We start from the raw sequence: 15,007 nt of genomic DNA on the forward strand, positions 1-15,007 counted from the left end.
GGGTTTTGTCCCAGCCTCTTCTTACTTGAGTTCTAAACCTTACTTAATCTTCATCTTTTACATCTGGATCTTCTGGAAGCGCCTCATTGGCTTCTTCTTCTAATTGTCTCTTCATTTTTTCCAACTGTTCAAAATGAGTATTAAACTGCTCTTTATATAGCAAATATTGCTCACCATCAAAAATGGTGCGAACGCGCTTCTCTCGAATGAGCGTTTCGATATAGGATTCTGGTAAAGATAAATATTCTGCCGTTTCTTTAATAGTGAGGTACATGCGCCTGCCTCCAATATACGTCATTACGGCTCAAGTCTTATTCCAATTTAATACTCTAGATGATGTTTAGATGACTTGAACTACTATAAGATTACCATAGGGAATAGCATAACGACGGAAACTCGGGGAGGAAATATAGTGAGAAGTGGATTTATGGTCATTGTTGGGTTGCTTGCAGTAGGGGCGGTTTTATTAATTTTATTTGAAAACACCTCTCTTTTTGCACGAGGAAGTGATGAGAACAGCATTGAGTTAAGTGAAAAAATTAATCAAGTTAGTATTTTGACGCACAGCAGTGATATGAACATAGTCACTGAATCACGTGATGATGTGAAAGCAACCTTAAATGGTAGTGGAGAGCTTTCGGTGAGAAAGAAGGGAAATGCGATTGAAGTTGAAGTGAAGCGAAAGTGGTATAAGTTTTTTAACTTTAACGGGGGATCAGATGTTACTGTTTACCTCCCAGAAGACTTTAAACACGATCTCAAGCTTGAGGTTGGCTCAGGAAGTGTTGTCTTCAATAATGAAGAAAATCCTACCATTTTAAACGAAGTAGATATTGATATGAGTTCGGGTGATGTTGAACTTTCCAACCTGGAAACAAAAAGCTTCGAGCATGACGGCTCATCTGGTCGTCTTATCATTGATCGACTTTCAACCGAAAAGGGAAGCTTTGATATAAGTTCTGGAGACGTGATTTTAACCCATTATTCTGGCCCACTTGAGGGAAAAATGTCATCAGGTGACATGAAAGTTCAAATGGATCAGTTAACAGGGGATGTATCGTTTGACCTTAGTTCAGGTGATGTTGATTTGGACCTTCCGGACAATGCTGATTTCACATTGGATAGTGAGGCAAGCAGCGGGGACATCTCAACCAAATTCACTTTAGAAGAGCAGACGATTAGCAATAAGGAAATATCAGGAGTACATGGTTCAGGGAAGTATCACGTGAAGATATCCCTTTCAAGCGGAAGCGCCAGCGTTTATTAAAAAGGAACACCTGCTTTCCAATAGGATGGCAGGTTATTTTTGAGTTTTCAATGGAAAATAAACGATTTGGTTTACTCGTCGGTTACTATAACGGCATTTATCATTTCACATCACCAAATTATTTCCATGAAAATATTCCTTAACATGTTCTAGGTAATATTTATAGCCCTGCCTTCGTAATTATACTCGGTGGAACGCTCATTACCATTATAGGAATCTTGAGCATTCTCTTCATTCAGAAATCAGAAACAAAGCATAAAAAGCAAGCTTACAAAATACCTCGCTATAAAGAAAAAAACCACTTTTCAGCTCTACTGAAAGGGCGCCCTATGATGACCAATCCGATTGGTCACCACAGGGCGTAAATGAGTCTAATATCAACAACATTCAATTACATAGTCTTTAAAATAAGAGATTTTTTTGCTAAAAATCTTGATTGCCTTCGAGGAGCGGAATACGTGATTTGTATCTCTCAACCAATGCCTGATTCGATTCATCTGACCCGTCTACATTCCCGCTCTTAAACACAGGAGGAGTTATTCCCCGTTCAATCAACTGATGAATAGTTTCTACAGTAATACCGTTCAGGATCCCCATTCCTATAACGGTAGAGATTGAACCAAATGAGACTTGATTCTCTGTATCTTGAATCACCGCATCACCCACCTCAACATGGTTATCAATCACTTGATCTACTACATCGTACAAGTACTTTCCTTCTTTGTGACGAGATGATTGTCCATTTGAAGCTTTTCGTGAGGTTAAGCCGATAACGTACGCTCCTCTTTCTTTACTAAGAAGGGCAACATCAATCGGAACCGGGTTACGACCTGACGTCGATACAACGATCACTACATCGCCTTTTTGAATATCCTGGTCCGCCATGAATTCCCGGGCTAATCCATTCGTTCGCTCTAGAGCAGAAGATCTCGTTCCGCCTCTATGGAGCATTAAGTCTTCAATAAAAATAGGACGAACTGGCACAAGCCCACCTGCACGGTAAAAAACTTCTTCCACCATCATGTGAGAATGTCCACATCCAAATACATGAATGATTTTTCCGTTTTCGATGCTATCAGCTAGAGCGACTGCTGCTCGCTCGATAGAAACGGCTTCTTTCTCTTCAATTACTTGAAGGGATGTTCTAATTTTGTTGAAGTAATCATGAAACAAATGAACGCCTCCTCAATGAAATTAACGCTTAAGTGTAATCATAAATTTATACCGATCTGCTCTGTACGAAGACTTCACTACTTCAAGCGGTGTATCATCCGCTAGTTTCGTATTCCTCTGAATGAGCAGTATCGGTGCTCCTTTTTGTATATTTAGGTATTCTGCCTCCTGCTGAGTTGCTACAGAAGACTCTAACACTTGGGTCGCTTCCTCAATCTTGATCGCTAGCTGATTTTCAATGTGATGATATAAAGAGTGCTGTACAGTTTCTTCCGTCAACCCTTTTACAAGGTTAGCCGAGATGTACGTCTTCTCAAGTGCCATTGGGATACCATCAGCAAGTCTGACCCGTTTAATTTCGTAAACAGGTGCGTGATCCTGTATTTTTAACTGCTCCGATATATAAGGTGGAGCAGGTACAATTTCAAACCCTACTAGTTTACTACTTGGTTCCATGCCACGTGATTTCATATCTTCGGTAAAACTTGTTAACCCCATCAGCTGTTGCTCAATTTTTTTCTCAGCAACAAAGGTACCTACTCCCTTTTGTCGATAGAGGTAACCCTCATTAACCAGCTCTGTAATGGCCTGTCTTACTGTCATGCGACTAATGCCAAAGCGCTCTGCATATTCTCGCTCGGATGGAAGCGAATCTCCTGGGGTTAACTCGCCTCTTTCAATCAGTCCTTTTATCCACTCAACTAACTGATAATAAATAGGTAATGGGGACGTCTTATCAATCATCGGAAATAACTCCTTTCAGCGCACTGTTACGCCTGATAACGCTTTTTTATCAGCAATAATTGTAACATGAGAATGCCTGTTTAACACCGATGCAGGAAAGGATTCGTCCACTTCACCTTCCACCAATTTCCTCATTGCCTCATTTTTGGCTTCTCCTGCAACAAGTAGCAAAATCTCTTTGCTTTTCATGATGGTTGCAATCCCCATCGTAATAGCTTCATGTGGTACTTCGGTAATATCGTTAAAAAAACGAGCATTGGCTTCTCTAGTAGATTGAGCTAGCTGAACTATTTGTGTTGTAGCTTCAAAAGAAGTCCCAGGCTCATTAAATCCGATATGCCCGTTACTACCCATTCCGAGTAGTTGCACATCAATTCCACCTGACTCTTTAATGCTTTCTTCATATGTTTTACATTCATCATTAAGATCAATCGCCGTACCATTTGGAAGATGTATATTCTCACTTGGAATATCGATTTTTCCAAAAAGTTTCTCATACATGAAAGCATGGTAACTGTTCGGATTATCAGCTGAAAAACCGACATACTCATCAAGGTTATAAGTAGTGATCTTCCTGTAGGTAGTATGATTTCGTTGATGATCCTGAATTAAATGCTTATAAGTCCCTTGCGGAGTTCCTCCAGTCGCAAGTCCCAAAACCATACTTGGATGTGTATGAATTTTATCAATAAGATAATTCGCTGCCAGTTCACTCATATGCTCATAGTCATGTGCTTCAATGATTCTCATTTTCTACATCTCCTTTATTCGTATATGCAAGATGTCCATTACAAAATGTCATCATTACTTCTCCATCATTGGATCGTAAGAAAAAGTCTGCGTCTTTTCCCACGGCAAGGCTTCCTTTTCGATCAAAAACACCAAGCTGTTTCGCGGGATTTTCCGATGCCATTTTTATTGCGTTTTCAAGAGTGCAGCCCGTAAAAGCCTGGATGTTAGCAAGTGCATCCTTCATTTTCAGCACACTACCTGCCAAAGTTCCATTATCTAATAGCGCTTTACCATCTTTCACCTCAACATCTTGTCCACCCAAATCATAGCGACCATTTTTTAGACATTTGGCTCTCATCGCATCGGTGATTAGAATCATCCCAGCATCTGATTTTTGAAAATAAGCTAACTTAATCATTTCAGGTCTTACATGATACCCATCTGCAATCACTTCTGTTTTCAACTGCTTACTTAACAGAGCAGCACCTGCTACACCCGGTTCACGATGATGGAGACCTCTCATCCCATTATAGAGGTGGGTAACGTGAGAGGCACCACATTCAACTGCCTCCATGACCTGCTCATATGTGGCATCGGAATGACCAATTGAAGCCACAATACCTCTTTCTGTTAAATATCGAACAAGTTCCATGCCACCTTCTACTTCAGGTGCCAGGGTAACTAGCTTAATCGTGTTGTTTGCTAGTTTATTCCAAGCTTTAAACACATCCACATCTGGTCGCTGCATGGCAAGTAGTGGCTGTGCACCAGCCCGCTTACTATTAAGAAATGGACCTTCTAAGTGAATGCCAAGTACTTCCGCATGTCCTGGTTGTTGTCTCTCCATTAAGTACTCGCCTGCATTCTGAATAGCACGCTCAATCGCCTTTGCTTCCTGAGTAATAGTCGTTGCTAGAAAGCTCGTTGTTCCTTCACCTGGAAGTGCTTTCGAAATAGTATCAAGCGCTTCAGTGGAAGCGTCCATCGTATCGGCTCCATTCACGCCATGAATATGGACATCAATCATTCCAGGAAGCACAGATACGCTTTCATTAAATGAATAGACTTTTTCTTGTCCTGCTATAGTACGTTCATCTGTATGACCTATTTCAATAATTTTACCGTTATCGACTTTAAGATAGCCGTTTTGGATCGTTTGTTCTTCGCTATAAACTGTCACATGATCAATAACAAAACACGCTTCATTCACGATGAGACACTCCTTTTTTCGGTTCATCTTGTTATTAAAATCGTACCACCATTAAGTACAGTTGTCTATACCAGTGTAAGCCTAAATTCGTCCTGTACGAGGAAATTGGTATAGACAACTATATTTAGTGCTGTTATGATGAACATGACAATAAAACGTTTTCAAATTTCGAAAGGGGTTGAACGTAAATGCTCGGAGCTTTACAACGTATTGGTAAGTCCTTAATGCTACCAATTGCTGTACTTCCGGCTGCTGCCTTGCTATTGAGGTTAGGGCAGGATGACTTACTTGGTATTCCATTTGTAGCAGCAGCTGGTGGAGCCATATTTGATAATCTCGCACTTATCTTCGCAATAGGTGTAGCCATTGGATTTTCTAAAGACAGCAACGGTGCGGCTGGTCTAGCCGGTGCCATCGGTTACCTTGTTCTTACACAGGGGACTCAAGCAGTGAATGAGAATATTAATATGGCGATACTTGGAGGAATCCTTTCTGGTATCGTTGCGGGACTTCTTTATAATCGATTTCATGATATTAAGCTTCCGACCTGGCTTGGTTTCTTTGGTGGACGACGCTTTGTCCCTATCGTCACAGCAACAGCAATGGTTATTCTAGCAGGAATATTTGGATTTGTTTGGCCTCCGATTCAAGAGGGCATTAATTCGATCGGACAATGGATTATCGATGCAGGAGCACTTGGTGTTGGTGCATTCGGATTCTTAAATCGACTTCTTATTCCATTCGGTCTACACCATGTCCTAAATAGTTTAGTTTGGTTTGTCTTTGGTGATTACAACGGAGCAACTGGAGACTTGAATCGATTCTTTGCTGGAGATCCAACCGCTGGTATATTTATGGCTGGTTTCTTCCCAATTATGATGTTCGGACTTCCGGCAGCGTGTTTTGCAATGATTGCAGCTGCTAAAAAGGATAGAAGAGCAGAAGTAAGCGGAATGTTAATCGGAATCGCATTTGCATCCTTCTTAACAGGGATTACTGAACCAATTGAATTTGCCTTTATGTTCTTATCACCATTATTGTATGGGATTCACGCTCTATTAACTGCCAGTTCGATGGTTCTGGCGTATGTGCTGGATATCCACCACGGCTTCGGTTTTTCTGCAGGAGCCATTGACTTTTTCCTAAATTACGGTTTGGCACAGAAGGCAGGTCTACTACTTGTTATTGGGATTATTTACGGAGGAATCTACTTTGTTGTATTCTATTTCCTCATTAAAAAATTAAATCTCAAAACACCTGGACGCGAAGATGAAGACATGTCATATCCAACAAATGCACCAGCTTCAAAAGAAGACAAATACGATGTAATGGCAGGTCACTTTATCCGAAGCATTGGTGGCATTGATAACATCTCATCTATTGATAATTGTACAACAAGACTCCGCTTACAAATGAATGACATGACAAAAGTAGACGAAGCAGAATTAAAGCGTCACGGTGCTCGAGGTGTAGTGAAAGTTAACAACCGCAACTTGCAGATCATCGTAGGAACTGATGTGGAATTTGTTGCAGATGCAATGCGTGGAACAAATTCACATGCTTCTAGAGAGAGCGACGATCCAACTATCAATTTTACAAAAACGCTAGCTGAGCAAGATTTCGTCATGCCAGTCAAAGGAAAAATTATTCCACTTCAGGAAGTTCCAGACCAAGTATTTTCTGCAGGAATGATGGGGGATGGCTTCGCAATTCTTCCTGAAGACGGTCATTTCGTTTCACCTGTTGATGGTGAGATTATAAGCATTTTCCCTACAAAGCATGCAATCGGCATTAAGTCGAATAGCGGCGTTGAGATATTGATCCATGTAGGAATTGATACCGTCAACTTAAAAGGAGAAGGCTTTACAACACTTGTAAACGAAGGGGATACAGTTAAGAGAGGCGATAAGCTTATGACGGTCGATATAAGTAGCGTCAGACGTTCCGTACCTTCAGTTGCAACTCCAGTCATTTTCACGAATTTACAAAAGTTGAAAATCAAAAAATCCGGAAATATTAATCAAGGCGATAGTGGAATCATTTCGATTGATTAATCGCCAAAAACGAAGAAAGGCAGCGGATATCCGCTGCCTTTCTTTTTTATTTATTCATTTTATCAAGAAATCCTCCGAGCAAATCATCTGCGCTTTCTTCTTCCTCTACCGCTGAACTTTGCTCCTGTTGCGCCTGATCCCAATCAAAATTCATCAAATCATCATCAGACGACTTGGAAGGTGCTTCAATCGGTTCATAAACGGCTTTTGGCATAGTTCTTTTCGAAACTTCATCTTGCAAATAAAGCGCCTGATCAATATCAATCGAGTTGCTGTTAAAAGATGCAAGGAGTGATGCAGCCCGCACTGGATCAGATAAAATTTGGTAAACGATGTTGCCAAGAAGCGCTTCTGAATGCTCATGCTTAAGCCAATCTCGTTGGGCTTTGCTTAATCCCTTAGGCAAAGGCACAGTAATAGCATCATTATCGCGCCTTATCGTTTGCGTGACACCATCTAACACATACTCCGCAACGCGGCTTGAGAAGTTACGCTTTTCTTCGTCCTTTAACTTCTGAAGCTGCTTTAGAATATGATCAGGTGTATCAGAGGGAAGACGAAATGTAATCGCCTGTCCTCTCTGAATCCCCGTCATCCCCGCCTTTTTCATCAAATCACCCTACTAGTTTTTGACCTTGTTCTTTTCTTCTCTCTTTTCCTGGGGCTTGTCTTTATTATTCTTACGATTAAAGTCAGAGATGAGCTTGTAGTAAGCATTCGACATCATCCAAATGCTTTCTTTTTCATCTTCAAAGAAATCAATATTGTAGCCATCAAGGTTGTTATTCAATGTTTTAAGGTAATCTTTTAGAACAATGGAGCCACCACCAACGAAATAGCAGATTTCAGATTGAGAGTTCTTCTGCCAAACGTTACGAAGATGGCGATATTGCTTCTTAGCTAGTTCTAGTAAAATGCGATCCGTAATATCATGAACGCTTGTACGACTTCCGCGAACCATAATATGATTACGATCGTTTTTCTTCGTAATAATATCTACTACGTCTCGACGGCTGTCGAGCTCCACACCATGCTTAGAGCGTATTTCCTCACGAATGGCTTCTAGTGACTCAGCAACTCCAAGATTAAAGCCCTGCGCCTTATCATCGTCGACATTACGATTCTTAATAACCGCGATGTCAGTAGAAAGACCACCGATATCTTGAATCAAAATACGCTTATCAATTAAGTCTTTATTAATGATGTTTAAATCGCTGTCCATTACAAGATTAATATAAGCAGCAAAACCTTCAGGGTAAACCTTAACTTCATCAAATTTAATATTAACTTTCTTACCTTGGTACTTAGGCGTTACAAGAAATTCTACCTGGTGGACGGATCCTAGAAGTCTTGAGCGATATCCAACGTCCTTTCCTTCTTTCACTTCACGTAGTGGAAGTCCTGTACCAAGCGTGTAATTCGCATCTACAACGCCGTTCTGATTTCTGAAATTTGCTGAGTTCTTTGGATCAACAGCATCTAGAGCAAGTGATGCAAACAACATTACAAGAGTTTGATCCTCTTCTGATTTTGCGCTTCCTGGATCTAATTCTGTTGGGTTGTCACTCTTTGTCGCTAGATTGCCAACCCGATAGATCGCGTTGTTATCTTGTAGAGCAGGGGAGTGTACACGAATATGAATGCCATCAAGCGGATCTTTAGTATCCAACTCTTCAATTCCAATTACAGGGCGATCTTCTATATCTCTAGCAATTACGTTTGGTATGTATAGATCAGATTCAAGTTTTCCATAGATTCCTTTTAACGAGTCGTTACCTACATCGACTGCTGCAATTCTTGAATTACTCATAAAATAATCCATCCTTTCATATTTGAAATCTAGTATTTCTACTATTAACTTAAAATTTATAGAAATTTGCAAATGAAGTCAATGAGTCATTCTATCTAGTTTACAAATTTGTGTACTTGTGTACAAATACGTTTACATGTGTACTTTTTCTGTATACACGTAAACAATTATGTACACATCCCTATAAATCAATGTGTGTACACTTTTGTATACTTGCGTACATTTTTCGTTTACAAGTATACAGCTTTGTTTACATGTCTACATTTTATGTATACATCTTTTTTTGGATTCTGTTTGTCTTTTGGAATGCCCCTATTATTCTTTGCAATCTGTAGATTGTAAGCATAAAAACTATGTATTTAAAATAAAAATGCTAAAGAAAGGAAGAGTAAAACAAGCTAGGTCTTTTCTTTAAAGGTACGGAATTAGCAATAGAAAAAGGAAGATGAGAGAACCCAATCCCTCCCCTTCCCTTCAAAAACGTTACATTAATGAGGCAACTCCTGCCCAAAACCATATTTTCAAACCTAACGTAACAATTCCCGTAACTAACCCTGTAACGGCAAATCCTTTCTTAAGAGGGTTTTTCTTCGCAATTACTCCAAAAATGATCGCCAATATTGCCAAAGGATAAGGAATAATTGGCACTAGAAAAAGCACAAGTCCAATAATACCTAACACCATCGAAGATACAGCGAGACCATTGCTCTCTGGTTGTGGAGCTACATTCACATTTCCTTCCATATCAATTCCCCCCTAAAAATCATCTCTTTTTAGAAAACTATTTTTTTACATAATTGAATTTATTAGAGTGGCATTGATTTTATTCCACAAAAAAAGCATGTAGCAATTAATTGCTACATGCTTTTATAGGGATTTTCCCACTAAGCCAAATATAATCAGGGTTTCTCTAGCCAATAATGCTATAGATCCTCCTCTATTTCTTCACAACTTAACTATAAGCGGGCTCACTTTCATTGAGAGCAAGCGTCTGTACTATTGAGGCATTGATTTCGTTGAATAACTCAGGATTTTCTCCTAATAACTTGCCATAGGAAGGTATCATTTCTTTAATTTTAGGTTCCCAATCAGGCAACATGTCTGGGAAACATCGCTCGAATATCTCAAGCATAACGTGTACAGCAGTAGAGGCACCTGGAGAAGCGCCAAGAAGAGCAGCAATGGAACCGTCAGAGGAACTAACAATCTCTGTTCCAAATTGAAGCGTTCCTTTTCCTCCACCTTCCGTATCTTTGATTACTTGAACACGTTGACCAGCCGTTACGATATCCCAATCTTCACTTTTGGCAGTTGGAATAAATTCCCGAACTTCTTCCATACGTTTTTCATCTGATAACATAACTTGTTGCACTAGATATTTTGTAAGGCCCATCTCTTTTAAACCAGCAGCCATCATTGTTAACATATTATTTGGCTTAACTGAGCCAATTAAATCCAAATTTGACCCGCCTTTTAAAAACTTTGGTGAAAAGCCCGCAAATGGTCCAAACAACAAGCTTTTTTTATTATCAATATATCTTGTATCAAGGTGAGGAACAGACATAGGAGGAGCGCCAACTTTGGCTTTTCCATATACTTTTCCATGATGCTTCTCAATCACCTCAGGATTATTGCATACCATGAAGAGTCCGCTTACAGGGAATCCGCCAATATGCTTTGACTCAGGAATACCCGTTTTCTGAAGTAGTGGTAGACTACCTCCTCCACCGCCAATAAAGACGAAATCAGCTGTGTGATACTCAAGATTGTCGTTGTCGATATCCTTTACCTTTACTTCCCAGATGCCATCGCTATTTCGTTTAATATCTTCTACGCTATGCTTATAGTGCAGTTCTACTTTTTCACCCTCTAAATGCTCAAACAGCATGCGGGTTAACGCTCCGAAATTGACATCTGTACCAGAGTCAATTTTTGTTGCAGCAATCGGTTCATCTGACGTTCTTCCATCCATGATAAGTGGAATCCATTCTTTCAGTTTCTCAGGATCGTCCGAAAATTCCATTCCTTTAAACAATGGGTTAGCTGACAACGCTTCCAATCTCTTTTTCAAAAATTTTACATTATCTCCCCCGTGAACAAGGCTCATGTGAGGAAGAGGCTTGATAAAGTCCTGTGGTTTATCAATCAATTGATTGTTTACTAAATAAGACCAAAATTGTTTTGAAAGCTGAAATTGCTCATTGATTTTGACAGCTTTCTCAATGTCTATCGACCCATCGGTCTTTTCAGAAGTATAGTTTAGTTCACATAGTGCAGAATGGCCTGTCCCCGCATTATTCCATTCGTTAGAACTTTCTTCTCCTGCACTTCCTAGTTTCTCAAACACTTTAACGTTCCAATTAGGTGCTAATTCTGTCAGTAATGATCCTAAAGTCGCACTCATGACTCCAGCACCAATTAAGATAATGTCTTTTTTTTGATTCTTGCTCATGATACCCTTCCTTGTCTCATTTATTTGTAATAAAAAGAATAGGCGCTCATGCTCACATGTCATAAAAAGCAAGGCGACTCTTAGGTACACAACATGTTCTATCTTAATTATACCTTATCATAGTCAATTGTTATAATTGTAGAAAAAATATCTAATAATCTGATGCGTTTTTACTAATTATTACACGTTATTTGAAGAAAAAGAGATTTGCGAAACCAAACAGAAACTAGCATCGGAAATTATAAAGTTGGATAAACACTAAACATCGCTGATTGGAGCAGAACTTCGCCTACTATAGCAACAATGTCTATGAAAAGAGCCTTTTAGTATTTACTAACCCAGGTAGCTTAAAGACCAACTTCTACCATGAAAAATAAATATTATCCAAGATAGGATTCCTAACAAACCAAATTCTTTTTTGGAATCATACTTACCATTTGCCCCTTTCTCCCCGTTCTTAACCGTGTTAAATCCTGTGTGTTCTTGTCCAGAGGTTATAGAGTTATGATTTATTTCCAAGAGGATCTAATTAAACACAAGACGACTCTTCCCCTTGCACTTTTCATTGAATGCTTTTAAAGTATATAATGGTTAAATTCAGTCTAACTAGTAATGGATAAGATAGAAACATTATTACTTTTTAATTTTGGGAACTTGTTTTCCCTTAAGGAAAGGGTTCAGATATACTATGAAAGATAATTTTTGGCACGAGTTGCCTCGACCATTTTTTGTTCTTGCTCCAATGGAAGCTGTGACGGATGTTGTTTTTCGACATGTTGTGAGTGAAGCAGCGAGACCTGACGTGTTTTTTACAGAGTTCACTAATACTGCAAGCTACTGCCATCCGAAAGGAAAAGACAGCTTAAGAGGACGATTGACATTCACAGAAGATGAACAGCCAATTGTTGCCCATATTTGGGGAGACAAGCCCGAATACTTCCGAGAAATGAGCATTGGCATGGCGGAAATGGGTTATCGTGGAGTGGATATCAATATGGGCTGTCCTGCTCCTAATGTTGCCACTAAAGGGATGGGATGCGGACTTATTCGTCGTCCTGATGTTGCAGCGGAAATCATCCAGGAAGCGAAAGCGGGGGGATTGCCCGTCAGCGTAAAGACTCGCCTTGGTTATACGGAAGTGGAAGAATGGCGGCACTGGCTGAAGCACCTTCTAGAACAGGATATTGTTAATCTTTCCATCCATCTTCGTACGAAAAAGGAAATGAGTAATGTTGATGCGCATTGGGAGCTAATTCCGGAAATCAAGAAACTTCGCGATGAAGTTGCCCCTAATACGCTTCTGACGATCAACGGCGATATTCCAGACCGTCAGAAGGGACTTGAACTTGTTGAGAAGTATGGTGTGGATGGCGTTATGATTGGGCGTGGGATTTTCCATAATCCGTTTGCTTTTGAAACAGAGAAGAAAGAGCATACGAGTGAAGAATTGCTTGATCTCCTTCGATTGCAGCTCGATTTACATGATAAATATTCAGCAGAACTAGAAACGCGTCAGTTTATAACGCTTCGCCGCTTTTTTAAGATCTATGTAAAAGGATTCCGTGGCGCAAGTGAATTAAGGAATCAGCTTATGAGCACGGAATCCACTGATGAAGTGCGTGTTCTTCTTGATGAGTTTAAAGAAAAAGAAAGATCAAATGAAAGTGAAAATTTTTCTATTTCTTGAGTAAAGTTTGAGTCATTTAAACCAAATCGTTCTTAGATTTTTTACAAGAGAGGAGGGCCATTCGTGCTTTTCTCTTTTTTTATAAGACTATGTTATTAAACCATTTTGGTTTTTGCCTCATTGACACCTTGTGATGACCAATCGCATTGAGCAAAAACCAAGAATCAACAGAAGAAAACTGGTCTGGCGTCAATATGGATGCTCGACCGCACTTCTTTAAAGCTTTATCAGATGTAATGGAAGACAACTTATATCTGTTACTTTTAAAAACTTACTATAAATTCCGGTTTCTCCCGGACATTTAAAGTATAATAGACCATATTCTGATAATGCATATAATATTTTTTGGAGAGAATTCTATACATATGACGAAAAACCAAAAACGAGGTTGAAAAATGAGTAAAAAAAGTTTTGCAGAATATCATCTAAGCGAAGAAATAAAAAGAGCACTAGCTGTGCTAAAATACGAAACGCCAACAGAAGTTCAAAGTGAAGTTATTCCATTAGCATTAGAAAATCAAGATCTTGTCGTAAAAGCTCAAACAGGAAGTGGAAAGACTGCTTCCTTTGGTATTCCTGTTTCCGATATGATTGAATGGGAAGAAAAAAACCACAGGCCTTAATTCTTACTCCTACTAGGGAGCTTGCGGTTCAAGTCCGCGAAGACATTACGAATATCGGAAGGTTTAAACGCATTAAAGCAGTGTCCGTTTATGGCAAAGAACCTTTTACGAAACAAAAGGATGAATTGAAACAAAAAACTCATTGCGTCGTTGGTACTCCTGGACGGGTCATGGACCATATTGAACGAGAAACTCTAGCTTTGGATCAAATAAAGTATCTTATCATAGACGAAGCTGATGAGATGCTTAATCGAGGTTTTATCGATAAAGTAGAAGCGATTATGAAAGAGCTGCCTTCAAACCGAGTAACAATGGTTTTTTCTGCTACCTTGCCTAAAGATGTTGAAAATCTATGCCATAAATATATGAACGATCCGATTCAGATTGAGATTGAATCGGACGGGATGACAGCCGATACCATTGAACATTCTTTAATTGAAGTGAGAGAAGAAGAAAAGATCTCACTCCTTAAAAGCATCACGGTTGTAGAAAATCCAGACAGCTGCCTCATTTTCTGCAGAACCAAAGAACACGTTGATTCTGTGTATAGCGAACTAGAGAAATCTGGATACCCTTGCGAGAGACTCCATGGGGGGCTAGAACAAGAAGACCGGTTCTCTGTTATGGAAGGTTTCAAACTGGGGAACTTCCGCTATCTCGTGGCTACCGATGTAGCTGCGAGAGGTATTGATATTGATAATGTGACACTTGTTATCAACTACGATGTTCCTATGGAAAAAGAGAGCTATGTACACCGAACAGGAAGAACCGGTCGCGCTGGAAATAAAGGAAAAGCCATTACGTTTTCGACACCTTTTGAAGGAAAATTCATTAAAGCAATTGAAAGGTACATCGGCTTTGAGCTACCAGCTATAGAAGCTCCAAGCCATCTGGAACTGGCTGGAAAAAAAGCAGCTTTCGAAGAAAAACTTAACAGCAGACGAATTGTAAGAAATAATAAAACAGCCCGCATCAATCAAGATATTATGAAACTCCATTTCAACGGCGGTAAAAAGAAGAAAATTCGTGCTGTTGATTTTGTTGGAACGATCGCAAAAATCTCTGGAGTCACTGCAGAGGATATCGGCATTATAACCATCCATGACCATATGTCCTATGTTGATATTCTGAATGGCAAGGGCTCACTAGTTCTACAGGCCATGGAGAATGCGACTATCAAAGCAAAGAAGTTAAAAGTGAGCATAGCCATTAAATAAAATATTTATAGAAATCCTTAAGAGGCTGGGACATAAAT

The 15,007-nt window shown here is 39.6% G+C and carries 12 protein-coding genes and 1 pseudogene; 4 read left to right on the plus strand and 9 right to left on the minus strand.

What is annotated here, in order from left to right:
- Positions 1-43 precede the first annotated feature (43 nt).
- Positions 44-274 (minus strand): excisionase family DNA-binding protein, encoded by a 231-nt coding sequence (locus tag ACIFPW_RS21700; RefSeq protein ID WP_430247118.1) that lies wholly within the window; start codon positions 272-274, stop codon positions 44-46.
- A gap of 138 nt (positions 275-412) precedes the next feature.
- Here ACIFPW_RS21700 and liaG point away from each other — a divergent pair, with 138 nt between their 5' ends.
- Positions 413-1,267 carry a LiaG family protein gene (gene liaG, locus ACIFPW_RS21705; RefSeq protein WP_430247119.1) on the plus strand — a complete coding sequence of 285 codons (855 nt, stop codon included), beginning with the start codon at positions 413-415 and terminating at the stop codon, positions 1,265-1,267.
- Between the two features lie 423 nt (positions 1,268-1,690).
- Here the strand turns inward: liaG and ACIFPW_RS21710 are convergent, their stop codons facing one another.
- From ACIFPW_RS21710 to nagA, 4 genes are read right to left on the minus strand one after another with little or no spacing between them, the layout of a single operon-like run.
- Complete coding sequence (locus tag ACIFPW_RS21710; protein WP_430247120.1) at positions 1,691-2,440, minus strand: SIS domain-containing protein; 750 nt, start codon at positions 2,438-2,440, stop codon at positions 1,691-1,693.
- A gap of 21 nt (positions 2,441-2,461) precedes the next feature.
- Positions 2,462-3,184 carry a GntR family transcriptional regulator gene (locus tag ACIFPW_RS21715; protein ID WP_194218185.1) on the minus strand — a complete coding sequence of 241 codons (723 nt, stop codon included), beginning with the start codon at positions 3,182-3,184 and terminating at the stop codon, positions 2,462-2,464.
- Between the two features lie 15 nt (positions 3,185-3,199).
- A complete protein-coding gene (nagB, locus tag ACIFPW_RS21720; RefSeq protein ID WP_430247121.1) occupies positions 3,200-3,934 on the minus strand; it encodes a glucosamine-6-phosphate deaminase in 735 nt (244 codons plus the stop codon).
- Complete coding sequence (nagA, locus tag ACIFPW_RS21725) at positions 3,921-5,129, minus strand: N-acetylglucosamine-6-phosphate deacetylase (protein ID WP_430247126.1); 1,209 nt, start codon at positions 5,127-5,129, stop codon at positions 3,921-3,923. Before nagA ends, nagB begins: the two co-directional genes overlap by 14 nt.
- A gap of 185 nt (positions 5,130-5,314) precedes the next feature.
- On the opposite strand from nagA, the gene nagE reads away from it, so the two are divergent.
- Positions 5,315-7,180, plus strand: coding sequence for an N-acetylglucosamine-specific PTS transporter subunit IIBC (gene nagE, locus ACIFPW_RS21730; protein ID WP_430247122.1), 1,866 nt, complete (start codon positions 5,315-5,317; stop codon positions 7,178-7,180).
- Between the two features lie 46 nt (positions 7,181-7,226).
- Here the strand turns inward: nagE and ACIFPW_RS21735 are convergent, their stop codons facing one another.
- The 4 genes from ACIFPW_RS21735 to mqo form a co-directional block, all read right to left on the minus strand.
- Positions 7,227-7,790: a hypothetical protein gene (locus ACIFPW_RS21735; RefSeq protein ID WP_430247123.1), complete on the minus strand. Its 564-nt coding sequence runs from the start codon at positions 7,788-7,790 to the stop codon at positions 7,227-7,229.
- Between the two features lie 12 nt (positions 7,791-7,802).
- Positions 7,803-8,990, minus strand: coding sequence for a ParM/StbA family protein (locus tag ACIFPW_RS21740; protein ID WP_194218180.1), 1,188 nt, complete (start codon positions 8,988-8,990; stop codon positions 7,803-7,805).
- A 483-nt stretch (positions 8,991-9,473) separates the two neighbouring features.
- Complete coding sequence (locus tag ACIFPW_RS21745) at positions 9,474-9,734, minus strand: DUF4190 domain-containing protein (protein WP_194218179.1); 261 nt, start codon at positions 9,732-9,734, stop codon at positions 9,474-9,476.
- 208 nt (positions 9,735-9,942) lie between these two features.
- Positions 9,943-11,505 carry a malate dehydrogenase (quinone) gene (gene mqo, locus ACIFPW_RS21750; protein WP_430247124.1) on the minus strand — a complete coding sequence of 521 codons (1,563 nt, stop codon included), beginning with the start codon at positions 11,503-11,505 and terminating at the stop codon, positions 9,943-9,945.
- Between the two features lie 625 nt (positions 11,506-12,130).
- Between mqo and ACIFPW_RS21755 the strand changes: the two genes are divergently transcribed.
- A complete protein-coding gene (locus tag ACIFPW_RS21755; RefSeq protein ID WP_430247125.1) occupies positions 12,131-13,129 on the plus strand; it encodes a tRNA dihydrouridine synthase in 999 nt (332 codons plus the stop codon).
- Between the two features lie 395 nt (positions 13,130-13,524).
- A pseudogene (locus ACIFPW_RS21760) lies at positions 13,525-14,969 on the plus strand (DEAD/DEAH box helicase).
- Positions 14,970-15,007: the final 38 nt, after the last annotated feature.

This window comes from Pseudalkalibacillus sp. NRS-1564, assembly GCF_050467905.1.
Classification (GTDB): Bacteria; Bacillota; Bacilli; order Bacillales; family Guptibacillaceae; genus Guptibacillus; species Guptibacillus hwajinpoensis_B.

Bases quoted from the DNA above. Each gene is read 5' to 3' on its own strand.
- ACIFPW_RS21700 (WP_430247118.1), bottom strand. From the start codon at position 274: ATGTACCTCACTATTAAAGAAACGGCAGAATATTTATCTTTACCAGAA.
- ACIFPW_RS21715 (WP_194218185.1), bottom strand. From the start codon at position 3,184: ATGATTGATAAGACGTCCCCATTACCTATTTATTATCAGTTAGTTGAG.
- nagB (WP_430247121.1), bottom strand. From the start codon at position 3,934: ATGAGAATCATTGAAGCACATGACTATGAGCATATGAGTGAACTGGCA.
- nagE (WP_430247122.1), top strand. From the start codon at position 5,315: ATGCTCGGAGCTTTACAACGTATTGGTAAGTCCTTAATGCTACCAATT.
- ACIFPW_RS21735 (WP_430247123.1), bottom strand. From the start codon at position 7,790: ATGAAAAAGGCGGGGATGACGGGGATTCAGAGAGGACAGGCGATTACA.
- ACIFPW_RS21740 (WP_194218180.1), bottom strand. From the start codon at position 8,990: ATGAGTAATTCAAGAATTGCAGCAGTCGATGTAGGTAACGACTCGTTA.
- ACIFPW_RS21745 (WP_194218179.1), bottom strand. From the start codon at position 9,734: ATGGAAGGAAATGTGAATGTAGCTCCACAACCAGAGAGCAATGGTCTC.
- mqo (WP_430247124.1), bottom strand. From the start codon at position 11,505: ATGACATGTGAGCATGAGCGCCTATTCTTTTTATTACAAATAAATGAG.
- ACIFPW_RS21755 (WP_430247125.1), top strand. From the start codon at position 12,131: ATGAAAGATAATTTTTGGCACGAGTTGCCTCGACCATTTTTTGTTCTT.